The 19,190-nt window shown below is 60.7% G+C and carries 30 protein-coding genes; all 30 read right to left on the bottom strand.

Annotated features, from left to right (window positions below; all coding sequences use genetic code 11):
* Positions 1 to 2 precede the first annotated feature (2 nt).
* Entirely contained in the window at positions 3 to 605 is a 603-nt protein-coding gene (locus NMB38_RS10305) for a hypothetical protein (protein ID WP_236167110.1), read from the bottom strand.
* Positions 605 to 1,189, bottom strand: a complete 585-nt coding sequence (locus tag NMB38_RS10300; RefSeq protein WP_494355062.1) for a hypothetical protein — start codon at positions 1,187 to 1,189, stop codon at positions 605 to 607. Before NMB38_RS10300 ends, NMB38_RS10305 begins: the two co-directional genes overlap by 1 nt.
* A gap of 41 nt (positions 1,190 to 1,230) precedes the next feature.
* Positions 1,231 to 4,431, bottom strand: coding sequence for a phage tail tape measure protein (locus NMB38_RS10295; RefSeq protein WP_494355061.1), 3,201 nt, complete (start codon positions 4,429 to 4,431; stop codon positions 1,231 to 1,233).
* A 54-nt stretch (positions 4,432 to 4,485) separates the two neighbouring features.
* Positions 4,486 to 4,821, bottom strand: coding sequence for a hypothetical protein (locus tag NMB38_RS10290; protein ID WP_494355060.1), 336 nt, complete (start codon positions 4,819 to 4,821; stop codon positions 4,486 to 4,488).
* Positions 4,822 to 4,862: 41 nt separating this feature from the next.
* Positions 4,863 to 5,006 carry a hypothetical protein gene (locus NMB38_RS10285; RefSeq protein ID WP_494355059.1) on the bottom strand — a complete coding sequence of 48 codons (144 nt, stop codon included), beginning with the start codon at positions 5,004 to 5,006 and terminating at the stop codon, positions 4,863 to 4,865.
* 107 nt (positions 5,007 to 5,113) lie between these two features.
* Entirely contained in the window at positions 5,114 to 5,443 is a 330-nt protein-coding gene (locus tag NMB38_RS10280) for a hypothetical protein (protein WP_494355058.1), read from the bottom strand.
* Positions 5,444 to 5,455: 12 nt separating this feature from the next.
* Positions 5,456 to 5,953: a hypothetical protein gene (locus NMB38_RS10275; RefSeq protein WP_494355057.1), complete on the bottom strand. Its 498-nt coding sequence runs from the start codon at positions 5,951 to 5,953 to the stop codon at positions 5,456 to 5,458.
* A 54-nt stretch (positions 5,954 to 6,007) separates the two neighbouring features.
* The gene (locus NMB38_RS10270) at positions 6,008 to 6,394 is read right to left on the bottom strand and encodes a DUF3168 domain-containing protein (protein ID WP_494355056.1); all 387 of its coding nucleotides are present in this window, start codon (positions 6,392 to 6,394) and stop codon (positions 6,008 to 6,010) included.
* The gene (locus tag NMB38_RS10265) at positions 6,387 to 6,887 is read right to left on the bottom strand and encodes an HK97 gp10 family phage protein (protein ID WP_494355055.1); all 501 of its coding nucleotides are present in this window, start codon (positions 6,885 to 6,887) and stop codon (positions 6,387 to 6,389) included. The genes NMB38_RS10270 and NMB38_RS10265 overlap by 8 nt, the downstream gene beginning before the upstream one ends.
* A gap of 3 nt (positions 6,888 to 6,890) precedes the next feature.
* On the bottom strand, positions 6,891 to 7,064 hold the full coding sequence (locus tag NMB38_RS10260; RefSeq protein ID WP_181074849.1) for a hypothetical protein: 174 nt from the start codon (positions 7,062 to 7,064) through the stop codon (positions 6,891 to 6,893).
* An 8-nt stretch (positions 7,065 to 7,072) separates the two neighbouring features.
* Positions 7,073 to 7,399: a head-tail adaptor protein gene (locus tag NMB38_RS10255; RefSeq protein ID WP_494355054.1), complete on the bottom strand. Its 327-nt coding sequence runs from the start codon at positions 7,397 to 7,399 to the stop codon at positions 7,073 to 7,075.
* Positions 7,396 to 7,737 (bottom strand): head-tail connector protein, encoded by a 342-nt coding sequence (locus tag NMB38_RS10250; RefSeq protein WP_494355053.1) that lies wholly within the window; start codon positions 7,735 to 7,737, stop codon positions 7,396 to 7,398. Before NMB38_RS10250 ends, NMB38_RS10255 begins: the two co-directional genes overlap by 4 nt.
* Positions 7,738 to 7,740: 3 nt before the next feature.
* Positions 7,741 to 8,214, bottom strand: coding sequence for a hypothetical protein (locus tag NMB38_RS10245; protein ID WP_494355052.1), 474 nt, complete (start codon positions 8,212 to 8,214; stop codon positions 7,741 to 7,743).
* Positions 8,215 to 8,263: 49 nt separating this feature from the next.
* Positions 8,264 to 9,457: a phage major capsid protein gene (locus tag NMB38_RS10240; RefSeq protein ID WP_494355051.1), complete on the bottom strand. Its 1,194-nt coding sequence runs from the start codon at positions 9,455 to 9,457 to the stop codon at positions 8,264 to 8,266.
* A complete protein-coding gene (locus tag NMB38_RS10235) occupies positions 9,454 to 10,311 on the bottom strand; it encodes a head maturation protease, ClpP-related (RefSeq protein WP_494355050.1) in 858 nt (285 codons plus the stop codon). The genes NMB38_RS10240 and NMB38_RS10235 overlap by 4 nt, the downstream gene beginning before the upstream one ends.
* Positions 10,312 to 10,314: 3 nt before the next feature.
* Positions 10,315 to 11,616: a phage portal protein gene (locus NMB38_RS10230; RefSeq protein ID WP_206405743.1), complete on the bottom strand. Its 1,302-nt coding sequence runs from the start codon at positions 11,614 to 11,616 to the stop codon at positions 10,315 to 10,317.
* Positions 11,609 to 11,770, bottom strand: coding sequence for a hypothetical protein (locus tag NMB38_RS10225; protein ID WP_198528913.1), 162 nt, complete (start codon positions 11,768 to 11,770; stop codon positions 11,609 to 11,611). Before NMB38_RS10225 ends, NMB38_RS10230 begins: the two co-directional genes overlap by 8 nt.
* The gene (locus NMB38_RS10220) at positions 11,767 to 13,455 is read right to left on the bottom strand and encodes a terminase large subunit (protein ID WP_494355049.1); all 1,689 of its coding nucleotides are present in this window, start codon (positions 13,453 to 13,455) and stop codon (positions 11,767 to 11,769) included. The genes NMB38_RS10225 and NMB38_RS10220 overlap by 4 nt, the downstream gene beginning before the upstream one ends.
* Complete coding sequence (locus tag NMB38_RS10215) at positions 13,452 to 13,997, bottom strand: terminase small subunit (RefSeq protein ID WP_494355048.1); 546 nt, start codon at positions 13,995 to 13,997, stop codon at positions 13,452 to 13,454. The genes NMB38_RS10220 and NMB38_RS10215 overlap by 4 nt, the downstream gene beginning before the upstream one ends.
* A 153-nt stretch (positions 13,998 to 14,150) precedes the next feature.
* Entirely contained in the window at positions 14,151 to 14,489 is a 339-nt protein-coding gene (locus tag NMB38_RS10210; RefSeq protein ID WP_196127660.1) for an HNH endonuclease, read from the bottom strand.
* A gap of 2 nt (positions 14,490 to 14,491) precedes the next feature.
* A complete protein-coding gene (locus tag NMB38_RS10205) occupies positions 14,492 to 14,689 on the bottom strand; it encodes a hypothetical protein (protein WP_494355047.1) in 198 nt (65 codons plus the stop codon).
* A complete protein-coding gene (locus NMB38_RS10200; RefSeq protein WP_444757150.1) occupies positions 14,686 to 15,015 on the bottom strand; it encodes a hypothetical protein in 330 nt (109 codons plus the stop codon). The genes NMB38_RS10205 and NMB38_RS10200 overlap by 4 nt, the downstream gene beginning before the upstream one ends.
* Entirely contained in the window at positions 15,015 to 15,386 is a 372-nt protein-coding gene (locus NMB38_RS10195; protein WP_196127663.1) for a chemotaxis protein, read from the bottom strand. Before NMB38_RS10195 ends, NMB38_RS10200 begins: the two co-directional genes overlap by 1 nt.
* 89 nt (positions 15,387 to 15,475) lie before the next feature.
* Complete coding sequence (locus NMB38_RS10190) at positions 15,476 to 16,006, bottom strand: UDP-N-acetylglucosamine acyltransferase (RefSeq protein WP_494355046.1); 531 nt, start codon at positions 16,004 to 16,006, stop codon at positions 15,476 to 15,478.
* 156 nt (positions 16,007 to 16,162) lie between these two features.
* On the bottom strand, positions 16,163 to 16,552 hold the full coding sequence (locus NMB38_RS10185; RefSeq protein ID WP_494355045.1) for an antiterminator Q family protein: 390 nt from the start codon (positions 16,550 to 16,552) through the stop codon (positions 16,163 to 16,165).
* 7 nt (positions 16,553 to 16,559) lie between these two features.
* Entirely contained in the window at positions 16,560 to 16,877 is a 318-nt protein-coding gene (locus NMB38_RS10180; protein ID WP_494355044.1) for a hypothetical protein, read from the bottom strand.
* Entirely contained in the window at positions 16,874 to 17,164 is a 291-nt protein-coding gene (locus NMB38_RS10175; RefSeq protein ID WP_494355043.1) for a hypothetical protein, read from the bottom strand. Before NMB38_RS10175 ends, NMB38_RS10180 begins: the two co-directional genes overlap by 4 nt.
* Positions 17,161 to 18,450, bottom strand: a complete 1,290-nt coding sequence (locus NMB38_RS10170; RefSeq protein ID WP_494355042.1) for a tyrosine-type recombinase/integrase — start codon at positions 18,448 to 18,450, stop codon at positions 17,161 to 17,163. Before NMB38_RS10170 ends, NMB38_RS10175 begins: the two co-directional genes overlap by 4 nt.
* Positions 18,447 to 18,875, bottom strand: coding sequence for a VRR-NUC domain-containing protein (locus tag NMB38_RS10165; RefSeq protein WP_494355041.1), 429 nt, complete (start codon positions 18,873 to 18,875; stop codon positions 18,447 to 18,449). The genes NMB38_RS10170 and NMB38_RS10165 overlap by 4 nt, the downstream gene beginning before the upstream one ends.
* Positions 18,872 to 19,168 carry a DUF1364 domain-containing protein gene (locus NMB38_RS10160; RefSeq protein ID WP_494355040.1) on the bottom strand — a complete coding sequence of 99 codons (297 nt, stop codon included), beginning with the start codon at positions 19,166 to 19,168 and terminating at the stop codon, positions 18,872 to 18,874. Before NMB38_RS10160 ends, NMB38_RS10165 begins: the two co-directional genes overlap by 4 nt.
* Positions 19,169 to 19,190 lie beyond the last annotated feature (22 nt).

Here is a 19,190-nt window from a genome sequence, read left to right as displayed (position 1 = left end):
AGCTATTTCTCATAGGCAAAGGTCGGGGCGTCCTTGCTCGACCCCCAGTAGATGGGCCACTCGGACAGTTGGGCGACGGCGTAGAAAAACCGGTCTCCCTGGTGGCGTGCACGATGATTCTCGTCAGTGAAGCGCTCGGTACCGGTACGGCTCCATTCGGCCATGCGGTCCACGATCGGCACAGTGATTTTGTTGCCGTCCTCGCCGTTACCCGCATACGAGAAGGTGGCTGCGTCCATACGCCCTGAGAAAAGTATGTCGACGGCGTAGTTGCCGTCTTCGTCGAAAACGACGAACAACAGTTTTCCAGAACGTCCGCGACAGCCCCGAATGTTTGTTTCGCTGATGATGTAGGCATCCAGGCCGTTGAGCGTTAGGTCAACAGCCATAGGTGAGCCTGAGTTGTCGCTCTCTTGTGATTGGCCTACCTGACCAAATTGACCAACACCGAGATACGTAATCCCGTCGATCACCAACTCACCAGTGCCGGTATGGGCATATACAGGTCCATCAGCGAAGTCGAGTTGGCAGGCATAAACGGTCATGAATCGTCCAGATGCGATGATGTCCACCACGCTCTGACTGAATGGAAATGATGTGGGCATCAGAAAGCCTCTCGAAACTGGTAGCTGCCATTCGATATCACCGGCTGAACAGTCCATTGATTGGTGTCGTCCGCTCTCCTCATCTCGCAGTAGGGGTTTCGATACTCAACCGGGCTGCCGGGTGCGAAACCTCTGCGCACTCGCTTGTTGACGCGAATCACTGCAGAACCGCTGCCATCTGTAGCAGCGTGCTCCACCACCTCAAACATCTCGCCCAGGATGGTGATGTGATCGCCTCGGCTGAAAACCCTGATGCCTGGCCGCATGTTGCGTAACTGCAAGCTGGTGGATTGCGCAACAGCAGCCGCCACAACTGGCGATCCTATGTCGTCAGTCCTTACCCTGGTGATCGAAGGTACGTTGACGGTTCCGAACATCCCCTGCAGACGGCCTAGGAGCGATGTCAGCTCTCGTTCATCTTCTTCATAAAGCACACCAAATGTCAGGGTGCAGACCCAGTAGGCGCCAGGGTGCGAGGCGATTTGCTGGGCATTGTTGAGTGAAGAGGTGAAAGCCCGGTTGTTGTAAACAACGCCCCAGGTGACCTCAGTGGGCTCAAGGTCCTCGGGCCATTCCTCCGCCATTGGATAACTCCGAAAGTGCCTGCCAGAGCTGGCATGGGTTGTTAGGTTCGGCGCAGCATCTGCCGGCCGGCGCCGTTCGTTTTGAAGTCACGCAGCATCAGGTCGTAGCCATCCCGTGCACCCTGCTCGGCTGCGCGCCGAACGTCGGCGAGCGTGGCGGCGTCTGCTTGCCCCCCAACCCGGATGTGTTGAGTGATGCCCCCAAAGGTGATCGATGGTGCGCCCGTGTCTCCACCAGCGCCTGCGGCCATTACACCAAGCGAACCGTCCGGGCCCCGGTGCAGGGGCAAAATTGCTTCTGGCCCGGCCTCTGCGAAAACTCCCGCGCCCTTGGCGAAGGCGAACATTTGCGGGCTGTCGTACACGCCGCCGGAGAAAGCAGACAGGCTTGGCGAGTCATACACCCCGCCCTTCGCATTGGCCACAAATGAACCCTGGCTGTATCCACTCATCGTGCCCTGCCCTAAGGCTTGGGTGCCCCCGCTCATAAAGCCAAATGCGTTGCTCAAAAAGCCTGCAGCAGCTTGGCGCACCTGGATTCGGATCAAGTCTTCGATGATCGCGTCCGCGAAGTCCTTGAACGACGCCTTGCCAGTCTTGATGAACTGCACAATGCCATCTTCCAGGTTGCCGAACGCATTGGTAAACAGATCCTGAGTCTGGCCAGCGACATCGGCGGCGCTGTCGAGGTAGTTCTCGAAAGCCGCGGCTGCTCCGTTCCCCCAGTCCGACTGGGCAGCGTCGATCTTGGTAAACGTCTCCTCCTGGATTTGGACTAGCTTCGCGCCGTACTCCCGTCTCAGTTCAATTTGCTTCTCGAGCTCCTGCCGCTGTTTCTCACTCGAGGCCGTGGCAAGCTCATCGCGCAATGAAAGAATTTTGCTGTTGTTCTCCTGCTCGAGCGCCAGCCTGGACTGAGCCCGACCTGCGCGCTTATCGCCCATACCGATCGCAGCTGCAGCGGCATCCCCCTGCTGGCTAGCCAATGCAATCTGACGCTCAAGATCTGCTTGATACTTCATCGCCTGGGACAGGCTGGTAGAGGCACGTACGGTATTATTGAACTGCTCGGCCAGAGCACCAAGCGCTTTGCCATACTCGCCGGTAGTGATCTTTTTCTTTGACAAAAGCAGGTCGAGTGCCTGGGTCTGTTTCTTGAATTCATCGGCTGCCGCCCCGACGGGGTCGTAGACCTTCTTCAACTGTTGGAAAGCCGTTTCCGCCTCTTTGAGCTGCTGATTCAGCTTCGTCTGTGCTGAGGTTGCTTCCTTTGTAACTTGCTTGGCGCCTTGATTCGCCTTTTTCTGTGCTTCTATGGCGTTCGCGACAGAAATGGCTGCCTGACGGTCAGCTTCAGTAAGATCGGTATGTTCGCCAAGGTACCGGTTTACGATCTTGATCGCATCGCCATTGTCCTGGAGGCCTGCGAGCTGCTTTTGCAGCGTTTCAAGGTATGTCTGCCCGGCGGTGCTCATACCCGCCTTGGCGGCGTTGTTTTCGTGGGTTGAGGCGGTGTTCTGCTCGGTAACGCCGGTGAGTACACGCAGCGTATTGGCGATCATTGCCGATCGCTGATCAGCATCACTGACGGCGCCGGCCTGAGTGATCCATTGCTGGACAGTTCCCGCTGGGAGTTGCAAACGCTTGCCGACTTCCTGAAGGATGGGCGACAGTCCCTCTCCGCTGGTACGCGCCTCATTCAATCGGTCAATGACCGACTGGTAATCGGCCAATTGCCTGTTGTACTGCCCGCCTGAATCGCGAACAGGTGCGGTAACGGTGGCAGCGCGGATCGACTGCGCCAAATCGCCATAAGCGTCTTTGACCTTGTCAGTCGAAGTGATCTGCTCCTGCTGCCACTTAATCAGCGACGCTTCACGCTGGTCCTTGCTGAGCTTGGCGAACTCCTCGCGCAGCTGCGAAACTGGTTTATGCAGGTCGTCGAGGCTGACGCCGGCCTGGTCGGCGTTGTCTCGCAACAGCAATAGGCTGGCCGCAGCGGTGCCGGCGAACAGCGCCAATCCCATTGGCCCACCTAGCGCAGCCAGCAGGCCTCCCGTGGTAGTCGCGCGGGTCAGGTTAGTTTGAGCAATGGTCAACGCTTCGGTCGAGGCAGCAAGCGCGGCTTGCCTCGGAATGAGCTGGCTTTGTACTAGCGCAAGTCGCTGTAATCCGCTAGCCGCAGCCACTGAAGCCTGAGCCTCTTGAAGCTGAGCTTGGGCGAAAACCCTTTGAGCATCTGCAGCTACAAAAGCCGATTTGGCGGCTTGAAGTGAAGCGGCGTGCTGCGCGCGCAATGCCGCGACAGCTGCGTAACCCTTAGTCGCATAAGTGGTCAGAGCTGCCACGCCGGCTCCGGCCATAGCCACGGCCACAAGGTCAACGTTATCCGCCAGCGCCACTAGAAACTTGGATAGCCCAGCGACAGCACCCGTTTGCCCCTCAAGCTTTCCGAGGAAAGTGCCGGTGGCATTGATGATATTGTTCAGGGCATCCTGAACGCTCGTCGACATGTCTGCCGCGGCTTTGCGATTTACCTCAACGGTTTTCAGCAAACCATTGTTGATGTCATCAAGAGCGAGTTTCCCCTCGGTACCCAGGGTGCGTACCTGGTCGGTACTTTTGCCGGTCGCCTTAGCGATCGCGTCGACCACTGTCGGCATCGCCGTTTGGATAGATATCCAGCCATCCGCATCAACTTTTCCTGTTGCTAGCGCCTTTGAGTAGGCATCCAGCGCTGAGCTTGCTTTGTCCGCCGAAGCTGCGTTGGTTACAAGCAGGAAACTGAAGCTATCAGTAATATCCAGCGTCTGCTGAGTGCTGAAGCCCAGAGTACGCATCACATCGGCCGTCCGGATGTACAGCTCTTGAGCCTCGGCCATCGGCCGGTATGTTTCCTGGGCAGTTTGCATCAGGTGCTCTTGCACCATCTGGTATTCTGCAGCGCTTCCAGTAGCCGCCCTCATCCGGTCTGACATCTGGCCATAAGCATCAACCTGCTTGATGATTCCACCGATGAGACCGGCGCCCGCTATCGCCGCAAAGGCACCGCGCATGAGGGTTCCTGCACCTTGAGCCGCCGCGCCTGCCCGATCAAAGGCGGAGTCAACCTTTGCAAGGCTACGATCAATAGCTTGGCTGGACTTCGAAACCAGCTGATCGGCGCTCGCCAATTCACGTCGCAACTGGGCAGTCGTCGCTTCGATCTGAACCAGCATCCCCTGAACTTGTTGATCAGCCATGCTTTTCTCCGGGCAATAAAAAACCCGCCGAAGCGGGTGGTATAAAACGGGAAACTAACGACAGTGCGCTGACCAGGCTTTCTCAAAATCTCCGGGGTTCATGCGGCCATCATTTTCGAAAACTACCATTTCCTTGGTCGCTGCGATAAACCTCCGATAACCAACATAGCCCCCAAACGAGTTTTTAGAATTCACTTCGCCGCAAAGCCCGTGCTGATTACGAAATTCGGCGCTGCCTGGATCCTTTAAAACTCCGCTCACAAACTCTCGAGCGACGCGCTGGTTCCTTATCTCAGCCATAGCAGCTGCACTCTCTGCCTTTTTTGCATCCGATTGCCCGCATGCTGCCAACAACAAAAAAGCAGGAAGCATCACTATCATTTTCTGCATTCGTCAATCCCTCCCACTGGAGGAGGAAGACTAACAAAATGCTAATTGGCGCGTCTTCCTGTCAGTGCCGCCCTCAGCTTGTCCGCCACGCTTGAAGCGCTTGGTTTCTCCTTCGCGGTCTGCTTCTTCGCGCTGCCGAACGGGTTGGTCATCTGCACCCACTCAACTTTGGCATCCATGGCCATGAACAGCTCAGGGAGCGGCGTGGACCAAGCCAAATCAGGGGCCCAGCCCAGCCAGCCAGTAGCTATCCCATACAGCCGGTCAACGTAACTGCCGTCCTCGACAGCGCTTACGCCGTCCCGGCTTGATCGTTTCCCGGGTCACCGCCTCGCGGATTATAGAGCGCACCGAGATACTTGGTGACTGGAGGTGTGAGTTCAGCCACGCCCTCCTGCCAGACCTTTTCAGGCAGCGCTTCGGCAGCCTTTCCCTCAAGCCCAGCGCCGACGGCAATGATGAAGGCGACCACATCCACACCTATTGCGTGCAGAGCTGAGGATGCCCCGCGCAGGCCGCCGAAGCGACTCTCGATAGCACGGACCGCCTTTAGGGTGGGCTTTAGAGTGACTTCTTCATTGCCCAGTTTGACGGTCACGGTGCCGTGCAGAGTTTTGCTCACAGAAGCCTCCTATCATGCTGCAGCGGCAGGCAGCAGCTCGAGGATGTCCGAGTTGATGCCGATGGTGATGTTGCGGCGCACGACGTTGTCGGCGGCACCTGGTGCAACGGTGTTGTTCATCACCTTGCCGCGCATGTAGAAGGTGGTCGACCTGACCACTGGGGTGGCGGTGGGATCACCATCGTTGAGGGTGATCTTGATGTTGTAGTCGCCCTTGCTACGGTCCTTGTGAGCGACCTTCACTGCCTTCTGGCCGGCATCGCCGTTGTCCAGTCCCACGGTCAGCGTCAGGTCACCAGCATCAGCGGTGCCCTTGTACTTACGCACGCGGCCGTTCTTCAGCGACGTGAAAGTCACGCTGCTGAATGTGTCGCCGAACTCGCCCAGGTCCTCGATTTCGCCCACCTCGACATAGGTGTCGGCTTCGTATTGGGTCTGGGTGTCAGCGCCAGTTTTGCCGCCAAGCCAGAAGCGGCAGCCGGCAGCGGTGTTCAGGTTGTCATCGGCCATGGGGGTTCCTCCAAAGGCACATTGGATAAAGCCGCGGTGCGGCCGGTAGGTGGATCAGTGGGTGGTAATGACGCGGACTGTGATCGATCCTTGGTAGGTAACGCCGTCGGCGTCACGCTGGGCGTCCGACCGGATAACGCGCACAGAGACTGCCCTGCCGACGCTCAGCGGCAGCGGGCGCTCGTCCAGGGCGGCAATGACTTCCCCGTTGATGCGCTTCACCTCCGCCTGGCCAACCGTGTCAGACCAGACCGACAAGTACAGCAAGCGCTGCTGGCGCTTACGGCCCGATATCGGGCTGACGTTGACTGAAACCTCGCGGTCGATCGACACATAGGGCATGTCGGCGTCCATGGGGGCACCGTCATAGACCGGGCAGCTCACCTCGGCATGGAGCCTGGCAAAAATGGCCTCTTGCAGCGATACCGAGGGGTCAGCCATCGCTCACCCCCTGGCTTGCCTTGCGCAGCGTGCGGCGCACGGCTGTTTCGATGTCAGCCATTACGTACTCTCGGTTCACGTCGATGGAGGGCCGAAGCCACGGATGCGCCGGCCTGGCCGGAATGTCCGGGTACTTGCCGAAGAAATGCTTGCCGTCGCTCTTGTTGGTCGCCCGCCGGTTGCGGTTCCCGGCTCGCTTGCCGCCGATGTAGCCCTTGGTGCCGTACTCGATGAAGCGCAGATAGAAGAACTTGCGGTTGTCGCGCTTGCCCCTAATCCCGATCTGCGCATCAAGGCCGCTGGGAGCGACGTAGATCTTCAGTGCGGCAGCGGCAGCGCCCGTATCCTTGGGCATCAGCTGTTGCTGCGTGGCCAGCACCCGCTCGGCGGCATGGCGCATGGCCGGGGCCAGTTCGTTGTCCATGGTCTTTTGGATGTTGCGCAACGTTCGCCTGAGGCGTATATCGCCGCGCATCTTCGAGCGGCGGGCCATGGCCTACTCCTTGGCCTGGGCCTTGGCGGTTTTATCCGGAACCGCCTCCTCCTTGACCTCGACCGCGTAGCCGCGCGCGATCAGGCCTTCGCCGTATTCCTTCTTCACTTCGAAGATATCGCCCTTTTCGCGCTCGCCGGATGCACCGGTCAGCGGGCCCAATGCTTGAATTTTCATGGTTCACCTCATGGATTTGGTACCGATGAGCAAAGAAGTCTCATCAGCGTGTTTTCGTTGTCTGGCAATACAGCCTCGACCTGATAGGTGACGCCGCGGCGGGTGAGCCCCACGCCTGCCACCATGTCAGCTCGAGGCCTGCTGATGATCTCGGCTGTAACTATCGCTTTGAGCTTTTCAGCTACAGCGATGATCCGGCCAGAGGGTTTGCGCACTTCACCCCACATCTTTGGACGAGCTGCTGGGAGCCAGGTGACGACAGCCCCACCGGACTTGGTGCGCTCCTCGTGACGGAAAGTGACTTCGAATAAATGGCGAAGCGGCCCGGCCCTCATATGCCCCACCCCACCCGGTACGGGGTCAGCAAGGCCTGCGAGCCTCGAGGCAGTTCAGTGGCGATGGTCCCCGTCACTACGTCTTCCCGGTTGGCGTAGAGGTGCCCCAGGATCAGAAGGCACGCCGCCTTGACCGGCGCGTTGCTGAGCATAGGCTTATCCCCGGCCAGGCCTGCCAGTATCGCCTCTGCCATCGATTGCGCATCGACGTAAACCTGGCGGTTGAGGTAGTTCATTGCCGAGAGCTCGGCCGAGTCGATCAGCAGCTGCAGATAATCGTCGTCATCGTCCGGATCACGCAGGTGGGCGCGGGCCAGCGCCATGCTGATCACTGACATGGTTCACTTCTCCAGCGGAGTGCGCGATACCAGCTTGCGGAGTTCAAGCTCTTCGGCATGACGCCGCGGTACTAGGTAGCCCGGACCATGGCGCCGGCGCAGCTCGCCCTCGTCCATGAACGAGCGCAGCGGGTAAACCACGACCGTGGCCGGGTTCAACTCGACCGAGGCGCTCGAGGTGGATTCTTCCAGCCCTGCCGCATCGGTAGCGCCATGCAGCGCGTCGTCAGCCTGGCCCGGCTGATTCAGCGAGGCGCCAGCACCTGCAGCATCTTCGGACGCTGGGCTACTCGCTTCTTGCACCGTGTTGGCGACTGGCTCAGCGCCGGGCACGGTGACTGCCACACCGCCTGCGGCCGCATCTGCACCGCTTGTGTCGCTCTCGCTGGGCACCGAGTTCAATGATAGGTCAGCCGGGGCTGCTACAGCCTGCGCCGGTACTGGGTTTGGCTTGTCCTGCTTCTTGGTATTAGCCATGAGATCGCTCCTGTACGGCGCCATTACTGGCGCCTTTGAAGTGGATGGCTTACGAACCGCTGCCGGTCAGCGGACCGGTAACGAACGCTTCCTCGCGGTAGATCGCGAAGGCCAGGCGCTCTTCAGCACGGATGGTCGCCATGTTGTTTTCGAAGTCCTTGTCGTTCTCGGTCGAGATCAGCACCTCGATTTCCATGCGGTCGTAGATCTGCGCGCCTAGCTTGAAAGCGCCGACCAAGAAGTCGTCCTGAGTCATGGCCTGGGTGGAGACGACGGGACGGTTCCACAGGCGCGGCGTGGTGCCGTCCTGCGGCTGGCCGATGATGTAGCGGCCCTCACCGTCCTTGGTCAGCTCGATCGCCGCCCAGTCGATGGGGTTGAGCACGATGCCGTCCGATGGGAACTCGGCCAGCTCGGCCTGCAGCAGCGCCAAGCGCAGGCGGTCGATTCGTTGCTCGCCGACCACGGTCACACCAGTGGGCGCGGCGTACAACTGAGCGACGGTCATGAGCCCTTGCAGGTTGGCGCCGGTACCGCTGCCGTACAGCAGCTGGGCTTCCTCGGCCATCGTCAGGCCGTAGCGGGCGCGGCCGTCGATATAGCTCTGCAGTGCCTTGGCGTCGTCGAGCATCTGGCGGCTGGCCTTGAACAGATGCGCGATGGTGCGCACATTGGCAGTGGCCAGTGCGAAGGTCAGATCGGAATACGGCTTGGCCGTGTTTTCCGCAACCGTGCGCGCATTGTTGGTGAAGCCGGTTTCGCGGATGTACTCGATCGAGTTCGACTCGGTGGTACCGGGCGCCACCAGATCGCGGATGGTCAGACGGCGTGGAGGCGGCGCGGCAATGGTGTCCAGGCGCTGAGGCGCGACCAGGCTGCCGCCGGTGGCAGTAGTGATCGCGGCGCGAGGAACCGATACCCGGCGGGAGCCGCGGAAGGACGAGTTCATGTCCTTCATCTCTTCGCTCTCAATTACCAGGGCGCCCACCGACTTCTGCGGCTCTTCCTGATGCTGCTGGCCTCGGCTGGCGTTGACGAGTTTCTGCTCGGCTTCGCCCAGGCGCGCGTTCAGCTCACCCTGCTTAGTGAGTAACTCGTCCACCTTGGCGCGGGTTTCTTCGCTCATCGCGCCGGAGGCCTTGATTTGCTTTTCGGTTGCCTCGGCCTGGCTTTTGATTTGGTCGCCGATCCCCTTGAGGGCGGCGTTGATTTCCTTGACTTGGGCTTCATAGTCCACGGTCATTTACCTTTCAGAGAGTTCAAGAGATTGGTTGCCGCGCTCAGTGAGGCGGAGAGGTCTGGCGCGACAGCGTTCGGCTTGTCGGTCAGGGCAGCGCGAGGCGTACCCCCGCCAGCAGCGCGAGGCATGCTGGACTTGAAACTGGCAAACAATTCGCGGCGCTCGGACCGGGGCATACCGGCTTTCGCGAGCGCTGTGTCCATGGCCTTCAGGGCGTTGGCCTGGGCAGATTCCTCGGTCTCCCGCTCGGTGATTTCTCCTGGGGCGAGGATGCTGGTGGCTAGGCCGAGCTCCACGGCACGCTTACCGCGGATGAACGTCTCGTCGTCCATCAGCTCCGCCATGCTTTCAGGGGTCTGGCCGCTGGTCTCGGCGTAGAGGTCGCTCATGGCGGCGTCGAACTCCTCCATGTCGTCGGCCACGTCGCGCAAGTAGTGGCGGTTGCCGGCGAGGAAGGTCCAGCAGTTGTGGATCATCAGGAAGGCGCTGCTGGCGACCTGGCGCTCGGCGCCAGCCAGGTAGATGATCGACGCGGCGCTGGCTGCCATACCCAGCACCTTGGTGGTGACCTTCTGGCTGTGCTCGAGCAGGCGGTTGTAGATGGCAATGCCTTCGAACATGTCACCGCCTGGCGAGTTGATGTACACCATCACCTCACGGTCGCCAATGGCCCGCAGCGCTGCATCGATACGCTTGAGGGTCACGCCCTCCCCGTACCAGTCCTCACCGATCACACCGTAGATGGTGATGGTTTCCGAGGTGTTTTCCACGGCCGCCTGGATGGCGGGGTTCCATTTATCGAGCGCACGCGGGCTCATCTCGCTGCGCAGGCCGCGAGACTGGATCTTGTGTTTCATGGGTTACTCCCCGGAGTTGCTTTGAAGCCAGTTCATCAGCGCCGCGCGCGCGGCTTGGCTGTCGTTTTGTTTGCCCAGCTGGTCAAGCGGTACCAGGTTCGATTGCACGGTGAGGATGTCGCCGCCAGGCATGCTGGGCAGGTTCTCTTTGTGCCGACCCTCGTTTCGGGTCATGTAGCCGTTTTGGCCCATGGTGCTGAGGTAGGCGGCACGGCCGGCACTGTCAGCGCGCAGGAAGGCTTCCAGCGAAAACTCCGCGTAGTGCTTGATCCGGTCCACCGCTGTTAGGCATCGCTTGTTCACGCACTGCTCGATCGGTGCCGTATACGTCATGATGCAGTAGGTCAGAAACGCGATCTGCTGTTGCTCAAGGCCTGTGCCCCAGTTGCTGCCCTTATCGGTCTTCATCACCATCCAGGGCGGGACGCCGAACCAACGGCAGATCTCCTCAATGCTGTGCCCACGTGATTCGAGCAGTTGGGCGTCAGCCGGGTTGATCCCGATCATCTCGGGCTTCACGCCCTGCTCAAGCACCGGGCTCTTACCCGCATTGAGCGCGCCAGAGATCGTCTTGACGTAGTCTCGAAACTCGGCACGCTGCGTAGGGTTGAGCGTCTTATCCACCGAGAAGGCTACGGTGGGCATCATCCCGTTCTTAAAGGTGGTATTGGCGGCATCGTCGGCCGACATGGCCGAGCCGAATACATCGGCGCCGTAACGAATCGCCGACAGGCCCATTCGCCCGTCCAAGGTGAACGCTGGGATATGCAGCATGTCGGCCTGGGCGATCTCCCGGCGGGCGCCCTTGCGTGGCTGGAAGAAGTAACGCAGCCTGCCATCGTCGTCCGGCTCGGGAGTCACCCGCGACGGCATCAAGAAATCCAGCGCGATGACCCTTCCACCGGACCGGTGGATCTCGCAGTAGGCATTTCCCCAAAGCAGCATCGAAGCAACAACCGCCTGCCAGAAGTGGAAAGCGGCCATGTCCTCGTTCGGGCTGTTGTGCACCACATCGTAGAGCGGGAAGTCTCGCGCCGTCTCACGCCCGCCGTCCGGAAGGCGCCGGTAGATGCTGAGCGGCAAGCCTGCAACCGAGGTAGAGATGATGCGCACGCACGCCCAGACCGCCGACAGGCGCATGGCTTTGTCGACCGTGACAGCCTTGCCGCTACTGGACTGGGCGCCCAAGAAGGCGCTCCAGAACCCACCGTCCGACAACCGAATGCTCTTGCCCAGCCAACTGCTCATGCTTGCCGAGGGTTTGGCGGCTGCAGTGCCGAGTGCTTGAGAGAGGGTTTTAATCACTGCTCAGCCCTCGGCGAATGAACGCTGCAATGCTGAACAGACTGACCGAGCCCGCGATCAGAGACCAGCCCGTACCCGCCAGCATCCAGACGCCCGCGCAGGCCAGGCCGAATCCGCACACCGCGCAGATGATGAAATAGTGAAATGCGTTCATGCGATCAGTGGATCCCGAATGCCGGCCATGAAGTTTTCCATGCCGCCCTGTCCCTCTGGATTGAGGGCCATCAGCGTCACAGCGTTGAATAGCGCCATCAGCGGGTCGATCTTGGCCGAGCCGCTGGCCTGTTTAGTAATGAGGATCGAGTTGCCACGGGGCTCGACTTTGGCGTTACCGCAGCACCAGGCCATCATCGGCTGGCCCCCGTGTAGCAGCGTGCCCTCGGCCAGTTTGCGCTCGGCAGTTTTGATGGCTCCGCCCAGGCGCCAGCCTTGTGAGATGCCGTCGATTTTCTCGCGCGGAATACCCATGGCTTCCAGCGCGTCGAGGATCGCCCCGACGCCGGCCGGGTCCAGCCCGACCTTGTCCAGCAGGCCGGCCTGCTCAACCTGCGCCACCAGTTGTGCCACCGCCTCAATGTCGTCGCCGATGCGTTCAACCAGGGTCAGGTGCCCATCCTTCGCGAAGTCGCGGATGCGCGGCGCTTCTGCTTTACGCCGCTCCAGTACTGATGGGTGGGCCCAGGCATGGGTCCAGGTCAGCCAACGCCGTGTGCCCTGCTCTCGACCGAGTGCTGCAAAGCCAAGCAAGTCATCCAGCCCCCCGCCATCGACGCCGATATCAATCACCTCGCAGCGCTCGATCAGGTCCTCCAGCGTGTGGCACAGCTCGGAGGTCTGCGCCTCCCAGAAATCCGCGCCTGCCCAGCGATCCGACAGTAACGCCAGGCCGATCTCGACGTTGAGGTGCTTGGCCAGAAAGCCGCGGAACGACTCTTCACCGTCCAGCTGCGCCTGGGCGTACCCACGCTCGATGAAGGGTTCGTCAACCGACAGCCCCAAATTCGGGTTGGTGATGTACGCGTTAGAGAAGTCCCGGTGTTCGCCGGCGTCTAGCATCGCCTTGGGAAATTCATACAGCACCGGCAAGAACGACTTATCGACGATCTCGCCGTCGCGCACCTTGCGGGCGTACATCAGCTTCTGCCGGAACACGCCGGCCGGCGGCGCATCGGACTGGGTGGTGGCCCAGATGATGAATCCCTCTGGCCGAGAGGCCAGGCCACCAGTGGCCTCGCGCAGCATGGCCTCGGCGTTGGCCCGCTTGCCGAACACCCACAGCTCGTCAACGAACACGCCGATGGCTTTCTTGCCCGACACCGTCTCGCTGTCCGCCGCAACCACCTTGAGGGTGGCGTTAGTCTGACGGTGCGTCACGGTGCGCAGGTGATCCTGCACCTTGAGCAAGGCCTTGAGCTCTTCGTCAGCACCCACCATGTCCCGGATCGGGAGGTAGGAGTTATCCGCGATCTCCTTGGTCGGCGCCAAGATGATGAACTCACCCGACGCCCGCCAGTTGAGGATCAGTGCGGTGAGCATGATGCCGGCGGCGATGGTTGACTTGCCGTTCTTCTTGCTGATCAGCAGCATGAACTCGCTGACCAGGCGCCGGCCCGAGTCTGGGTCGTAGGCGCCGAAGATCGCAGCCACAAACTGGTTGACCCAGTCAAGTACGGCCTCGCACATCAGTGGACTGCCGGTGGCGTCCACCATGCGCAGCGCGCCGAACACGTCCAGGGCTTCCTCGGCCTCAGTGGGGAACAGCGGCTCGAACGGAATCAGGCTCTGGCGGGCAACGATGCGCTGCTCCCAGTCTGGGCAGGCGGTTGACCACTCCATCATTTCACCGACTGCAGCGGGCCGCGGCGGGTGCCGAACTTGCCGGTAGCTGCCTTATCGGCGTTGGCCTGGGCCTGGTCCTTCTTGCCGCTCTCGCCTTTGCGCGGGTGAACGAATGGCATCAGGGCCTTGGCAGCGTCTACGCGAAGCTTCGCTTCCGTGCCCATGTCGTTCATCACCGAGAGGAGGAAGTCCTTCGGGTCACGGTGGAGCAGCGCCTGGGCCAGGTCGAAGCCGGCAGGTTCCGGCTCTGCTTGCTCCTCGGATTTCGGTGCCCCTTCCGGGCCCGGCTCAGCCTCTTTAGCAGCCTTGGCGGCGGGCCTGGCTTTAACATCCGGTTTAACATCGCCTTTAACATCTCGAGGCATCAGCCCCAGGGCGCGCAGCTTCATCAGTTCGGCCGCCACGTCCTTGTCCTTGACCAGCCGAGAGCCCGCCGCAGACGCTGTGCGCTCGGAGTAGCCAGCGGCCACAGCAGCGTCCCTATTGGACGCACCTTCCCTCAGCGCGGCGATGAAAGCGCGCTTGCGGGATGTTAAAGCCATTTAACAAAAATCCTGTGGAGGAAAAAAATCTGTACGTGGGGTCGGGAGCGGTCTAGCTAGATGAGAATCCCAAGCTTTTGACCCCCCTACCCCATTTGCAGCACGTCAATGGCGTGCCTCTGCACCAACGGCATCGTCTTGGGCGTAGTGCGGTCACCCGTCGAAGCCTGCGGCCTCCTCGGCCTGCTTGACCGAATCGTGGCAACTCTTACACAGCGCCTGCCAGTTGGTCGGGTCCCAGAACAGCACCTTGTCGCCGCGGTGGGGCACGACGTGGTCAACGACGCGCGCCGCTGTGGTGCGACCAAGCCGATCGCAGTATACGCACAGCGGGTTGTCATGCAGGAAGCGCTCGCGTGCCTTCTGCCAGCGGTAGTCGTAGCCGCGTTGGGAGCTGGTCAAGCCGCTGCGCCAGCTGTCTGAGGCGATCGTATTCACTCGGTCGGGTACGCTGGCCTGTAGCCGGCTGGCCACGGTCTTGAGCCTAGCCATGTCTAAGCCTCTCGATGCATGCCGACTTGGCTGGCGATATCGGCAGCACGCTCACGCACCTCCAGCACCTGGCCGTCAAACGTATGGACAGTGGCGCAGATACCGTGCCACTGGGAGCTGGCGCTAGCCTCCTGCACGCGAGCAATGGCGCTGGGCGCTACGAAGTGATCGCGCCCTTTGCTGTCAGTCAGGTTGATCATTGCTGGCTCTCCGCCTGTGCTTTGTTGAGGGCCTCGTCGGCCTTGTCTGCCGCTTGGGTCGCCGTAGTAGCTGCCTTGGAAGCCTTGGCCGCGGCGCTGTCTGTGCGGCGTGTCAGTTCGTCAAGGCGCTGGTCCCTCTGCTTGGTCGCCTCATCGTATGCTTGACGAACAGTGGCGACCTGCTCCAGGTAGCTTTTTGCCAAGGCCCACTGCGCGAGCTGGTAGCCACAGAAGCCGCCACCGACGACGAGCAGAAGCGCGATCATCCAAACCTCGACGCGCCGCCACCAGCGCCTGGCGATGTATTCCAGTACGCATCTGTCCATCACGAAGTACCTCCCAGCTTGGTTCGCAGCCGGGCGATCTCATCGCTCTGCAGCGTTACTCGCTCAGTGAGGCTGGCCACCTGACTGGTCAACGCCTCGATCTTCCCCTCCATCCGACCGACCGTTGCAGCCAAGTCGTTGCGTTCCTTGGCGAACTGATCGGCACGGGCCTCGGCCAGCTTCCGGGCTTCCCGCTCGGAGTCGAGCAGCTCATTCAGGCGACGGACAGTGCCGATGTCGGCGTTGTCCATAGCGCGATCGGCTGCGTCTTTCGAAAGAAATTTGCGCAGCCAAAGGAAGCCGCCCAGCAGGACGGTTCCCGTACCGCCCAGCCAGGTGGCTGTGCCTGGGCCGAGGTCGGTCGGGTCCATCGAGAGCTCCACAAAGAAAAAGGCCCATCACAACGACGGGCCTTCAGTTAATCCAATTTTAAAATTGCTGACGCTTGAGTGGTTCTAAGTCACTTGCTAGCTGAATCAAGCCCATCCAGGAACTCACGAATATTGTTTTGCACAGCACGATTGATTGACTCTTTAGCGCGAACATACCCGGCAAATGCGTACCCAGGTGGAACAGAGCCCTTCGTAGTAATCGTCTGCTCTAAGAGCGTTGCTCCACTCTTCCTATTAACGAGCAAATAGCTGGCAGTTGCGGCGGTGACCATAGTGAAACCTCCCGCTGGCGGCTCCAACTGTTTGATCTTGACGAACAGATTCACCTTATTCGCAGACTCATCGTTGAAAACCGAGCGTTTATTCACTGCTTCGACCAATGCCCGCTCCCAGAGCAACGGTATACCCTCACCATTGGATGGAACGTCGCCTGTTTGCTCCGAAGGGGCTGCGAACGACACAGAAACACTTCGCAGCTCCGCGTCTAGCGGACGCTTTGAAGGCTCAACGTCTTGCAGTGAGAAGTTGAGAGGGGGGGCAGAAACGCAACCTGTGAGCAGGGACATCAGAATGATGGCGGGTAAAGCTGGAAAGCGCATCAACGTCTTCCTTGGTTTGATGGCGTTTCAGTATCGCAAAACCGACTTCGGCTGCATACAAAGAATCCCGGCGTCGGGCCGGGGCTCCTTGTGTCGCGCTGTTTCAAGCTGGACACGCTGCTATGAAACCATTGGTTTATCCGCGCGGAAAGCGTTTTATGCAGCTTCACGCAGCTGCTCCAGCGCACAGTCAATCCATGCCACGCCGGTGTTGATAAGCTCGCGCGCTTTCGCCTCCCCCATCTTATGCTCCCGAGCGATCCGCAATGCTGGCCACTTGGCTCCGTAGTAGAGCCAGATGAATCCGCCCATCTGCACATCACGCCTGGTTAAGCGGCCCACGGCGCCGTCGACGGCCAAGGCCAAGTCATCGGTAATGACATACTGCTTGGCTCCGCCGACAGAAGGGAGGTTGTCACGCATCAGGGCATAGAGCGGGCAGACGTACTGCGGTACTCCCATTCCATCCATACGCCACCAGCCCCATTGCTCCAGCATATAAGCCGTATCACCCAAGGCTTTATCGACATAGGTTCGTTTTTTCATATGGTCATCAATCCCCGGTGAAGTTTGTGCCGCCAGCGCCGCGACGGTTGTTCGTTTCGTATTGATCAGATGGACCCGTAGTGCGCGGTGGCCGCTGGCGATCAGCCTGCTGCTCCAGCTCGCGCACTCGCAGGCCCAACTGCGTTACAAGCTCTTCCAGCGGCAGCGGCTCGCCAGTGACGGCCGACAGCCAGCCCGTTGCGTTGCAGCGACCACATGGCAACTCATAGAAGACGCCCTTCATCACTGCCCTTCCGTTGCAGTCTGGGCAGCGGGCCAGATTGACCCGCTCCTTGCGCAGCGCAGGGCCGTGGCTTTTCCTCATGCCTGCACCTTGAGGAGGAAACAGATCTCCTCGGCCTCAAGCTTCAGAGCGGGTACTCCCTCGCCGCGGAGTGGCATCAGCTCGGCATCCCCATAGGCGACCTTCGCGGCTGCACCCGGATTGGTCACGTACCAGCCAGCAGTAGGCGCCTTCATTTGGCGATCTTTGCCGACCAAGGTCTGCCCCTTCTGAATGCGTTCGATAAGCTCCACCTGGCTGCCCTGGGGGATCTCGGAGTCAAACACGAGGGTCAACGCAAGATCGCCCTTCTGCATGTTTTGGCTCATTTTGAATCCTCGCTTATGGTGGATACCGGAACCGCCCCGAAGCCCGCACGTTCAGCGGCCCGCGAGAGAATCCCTGAATCCGTCGATCTATCGCCGGTCAAGCCGTGAACCGACTCGAAACCTTTCTGATCAAGGTGTGCGTGCCACTTCTCCAGCGCCTCACGCTTGCGGGCCATGATGTCGGACTGGATGTACACCTTAACGTTGTGGCCCATGGCGTGATTGATCAGCAGCTCACCCACCAGGTGGTCAACGCCCAGATCAGCCCAGCCTGTGCGGGCCAGCTTGCGCAGGTCGTGGCTTGTCCACTCACCCTGCCCCATGACCGTGAAGACTGCCGATGCCTTGGCTTCGCTCATGGGTTTGCCCTGGCGACCCGGGAAAACGAACTCGCCGTCATAGCCCTGATTACGCTGGATCTCGCGGTAGGCCATCAGCAGGAACCGCACCTGGTCGGTCAGGGGCAAACGATGCTGCACGCCGGTCTTGGTGTGCTCGGATGGGATGTACCATTCACGCTCGGCCAGGCTGATATGGCTCCAGCGGGCCAGCCGGGTTTCGCCCAGCCGAGTACCGTGGCACAGCATCATCAGAGCCAGCACGCCATGCTGCGGCCGGTGGGCCAGGACGCCCTTCATGCGGCTCATCAGGTCCTCAAGGTGCACACCACGCAGGCGGGATGGCTTCACCGTGACCTTTGCCTTCGAGAAATCCCCGAAGCGGATGCCAGCCATGGGATTGGAGCTGATCAGGCCCAGTTTGAAGGCTTGCCGGAAGGCCAGGGCCAGCAGCTGGAAGACCAACCGCACGTAGTCGATGGACAGGGTCTCTTGCAGTGGCCACATCAGCTCGCGGTCGAGCAGGGCCTTGTCGATCTGGGCAAGCGGCACTTGCCCGAGGCGCGGCACTAGGTGCTGCTTGATGGCCGACGCACCGGTGCTCTTGCGCTTGCCCGACAGATTGCGGTCCAGGGCCATGCGCTCAGCGAACCAGGTCAGCAGCTCGCCGGTCAGCACCCAGCTCGAAAGGCTGGAGCCCTCGCCGGCTTCCAGGCGCAGGCGGATATCCGGCAGCGCAGCGGCCACCTTGGCGGCACTCAGCTCTGGATATGAGCCGATCCGGTGCCATTTGCCCTTGATGACTAGGTACCAGGAGCCTCGATCGCGGGACCGATGAAACCGGAAATAAAGGCCTTTGCTGGCCAGGCTGCGCAAGTCTCGCGCCGACCCGGCGGCCTGCCGGCGGATCTCTGAATCGCTGATCTTCACAGCAGCGGTGTTGGTCATTGCACTACCTCGGTTTTGGGCAGGGCCATGTAGGCTCGCAAGCACTCCATGGCGTCGAAATGGCCGTAGCAAACGACCGCCAGGTAACCCTCGCGGGTCAGCCGCTCGATGCAGGCGTACTGCTCAGGCGAGACAGGTGCCGGTTCAACGGTGGCTTTGAACTCGATGAACAGGCCGAAATATCCGCCGCGGGCCAGCGTCAGCTGCAGATCAGGAATGCCAGCCTTGGTGCCTTGGGCCTTGAGCCGCTTGGCTTCGGCCCAGCTGCGATGGCCACCATTCGGGGTGTGATGGAGATTCGCGTACACCTCTGGATAGCGCAGCTTGACCTCGGTCATCAGGGTGGCCTGCTCGCTGCCCTCGCGATCTACGCGCTTGGCCCTGGGCCTCTTGGGGCTGAACCCAGACACGGTTGCCGGCTTCATGCAATGAGCACCCCCTCGTTGAGCAACAGCGCCTGGGTGCGCATGACGCCCTCGGCGTGATACTGCCGGGCTGTTTCGCGATCTACTGCCTTGCTGCGCCCATCGCAAGCGTCATGGCACGAGCTGCAGCACCAGGCGCCCTGCAAGTCATGCGGTTTCTTGCCAATCCCGCAGGTGCCTGCCAAGCGGTAGTGCGCAAGGACGGTAGTCTCGGGATTGCCGTTGCACACGCCTGGGATACGCACTTGGCACTCGCGGCCACGCGCGGCCTTGGTCAGCTTGGTCTGCCTCATCATTCAACCTCGCAATGCAGCC

Source organism: Pseudomonas sp. FBCC-B35 (assembly GCF_059133755.1).
The sequence above is the reverse complement of the archived record's forward strand: the minus strand, read 5'-3'. Positions and strand labels throughout refer to the sequence as shown.

Coding starts and splice junctions, on each gene's coding strand:
- NMB38_RS10305 (WP_236167110.1), bottom strand. CDS start 605: ATGCCCACATCATTTCCATTCAGTCAGAGCGTGGTGGACATCATCGCA.
- NMB38_RS10300 (WP_494355062.1), bottom strand. CDS start 1,189: ATGGCGGAGGAATGGCCCGAGGACCTTGAGCCCACTGAGGTCACCTGG.
- NMB38_RS10295 (WP_494355061.1), bottom strand. CDS start 4,431: ATGGCTGATCAACAAGTTCAGGGGATGCTGGTTCAGATCGAAGCGACG.
- NMB38_RS10290 (WP_494355060.1), bottom strand. CDS start 4,821: ATGCAGAAAATGATAGTGATGCTTCCTGCTTTTTTGTTGTTGGCAGCA.
- NMB38_RS10285 (WP_494355059.1), bottom strand. CDS start 5,006: ATGGCCATGGATGCCAAAGTTGAGTGGGTGCAGATGACCAACCCGTTC.
- NMB38_RS10275 (WP_494355057.1), bottom strand. CDS start 5,953: ATGGCCGATGACAACCTGAACACCGCTGCCGGCTGCCGCTTCTGGCTT.
- NMB38_RS10270 (WP_494355056.1), bottom strand. CDS start 6,394: ATGGCTGACCCCTCGGTATCGCTGCAAGAGGCCATTTTTGCCAGGCTC.
- NMB38_RS10265 (WP_494355055.1), bottom strand. CDS start 6,887: ATGGCCCGCCGCTCGAAGATGCGCGGCGATATACGCCTCAGGCGAACG.
- NMB38_RS10260 (WP_181074849.1), bottom strand. CDS start 7,064: ATGAAAATTCAAGCATTGGGCCCGCTGACCGGTGCATCCGGCGAGCGC.
- NMB38_RS10255 (WP_494355054.1), bottom strand. CDS start 7,399: ATGAGGGCCGGGCCGCTTCGCCATTTATTCGAAGTCACTTTCCGTCAC.
- NMB38_RS10250 (WP_494355053.1), bottom strand. CDS start 7,737: ATGTCAGTGATCAGCATGGCGCTGGCCCGCGCCCACCTGCGTGATCCG.
- NMB38_RS10245 (WP_494355052.1), bottom strand. CDS start 8,214: ATGGCTAATACCAAGAAGCAGGACAAGCCAAACCCAGTACCGGCGCAG.
- NMB38_RS10240 (WP_494355051.1), bottom strand. CDS start 9,457: ATGACCGTGGACTATGAAGCCCAAGTCAAGGAAATCAACGCCGCCCTC.
- NMB38_RS10235 (WP_494355050.1), bottom strand. CDS start 10,311: ATGAAACACAAGATCCAGTCTCGCGGCCTGCGCAGCGAGATGAGCCCG.
- NMB38_RS10225 (WP_198528913.1), bottom strand. CDS start 11,770: ATGAACGCATTTCACTATTTCATCATCTGCGCGGTGTGCGGATTCGGC.
- NMB38_RS10220 (WP_494355049.1), bottom strand. CDS start 13,455: ATGATGGAGTGGTCAACCGCCTGCCCAGACTGGGAGCAGCGCATCGTT.
- NMB38_RS10215 (WP_494355048.1), bottom strand. CDS start 13,997: ATGGCTTTAACATCCCGCAAGCGCGCTTTCATCGCCGCGCTGAGGGAA.
- NMB38_RS10210 (WP_196127660.1), bottom strand. CDS start 14,489: ATGGCTAGGCTCAAGACCGTGGCCAGCCGGCTACAGGCCAGCGTACCC.
- NMB38_RS10205 (WP_494355047.1), bottom strand. CDS start 14,689: ATGATCAACCTGACTGACAGCAAAGGGCGCGATCACTTCGTAGCGCCC.
- NMB38_RS10200 (WP_444757150.1), bottom strand. CDS start 15,015: ATGGACAGATGCGTACTGGAATACATCGCCAGGCGCTGGTGGCGGCGC.
- NMB38_RS10195 (WP_196127663.1), bottom strand. CDS start 15,386: ATGGACCCGACCGACCTCGGCCCAGGCACAGCCACCTGGCTGGGCGGT.
- NMB38_RS10190 (WP_494355046.1), bottom strand. CDS start 16,006: ATGCGCTTTCCAGCTTTACCCGCCATCATTCTGATGTCCCTGCTCACA.
- NMB38_RS10185 (WP_494355045.1), bottom strand. CDS start 16,552: ATGAAAAAACGAACCTATGTCGATAAAGCCTTGGGTGATACGGCTTAT.
- NMB38_RS10180 (WP_494355044.1), bottom strand. CDS start 16,877: ATGAGGAAAAGCCACGGCCCTGCGCTGCGCAAGGAGCGGGTCAATCTG.
- NMB38_RS10175 (WP_494355043.1), bottom strand. CDS start 17,164: ATGAGCCAAAACATGCAGAAGGGCGATCTTGCGTTGACCCTCGTGTTT.
- NMB38_RS10170 (WP_494355042.1), bottom strand. CDS start 18,450: ATGACCAACACCGCTGCTGTGAAGATCAGCGATTCAGAGATCCGCCGG.
- NMB38_RS10165 (WP_494355041.1), bottom strand. CDS start 18,875: ATGAAGCCGGCAACCGTGTCTGGGTTCAGCCCCAAGAGGCCCAGGGCC.
- NMB38_RS10160 (WP_494355040.1), bottom strand. CDS start 19,168: ATGAGGCAGACCAAGCTGACCAAGGCCGCGCGTGGCCGCGAGTGCCAA.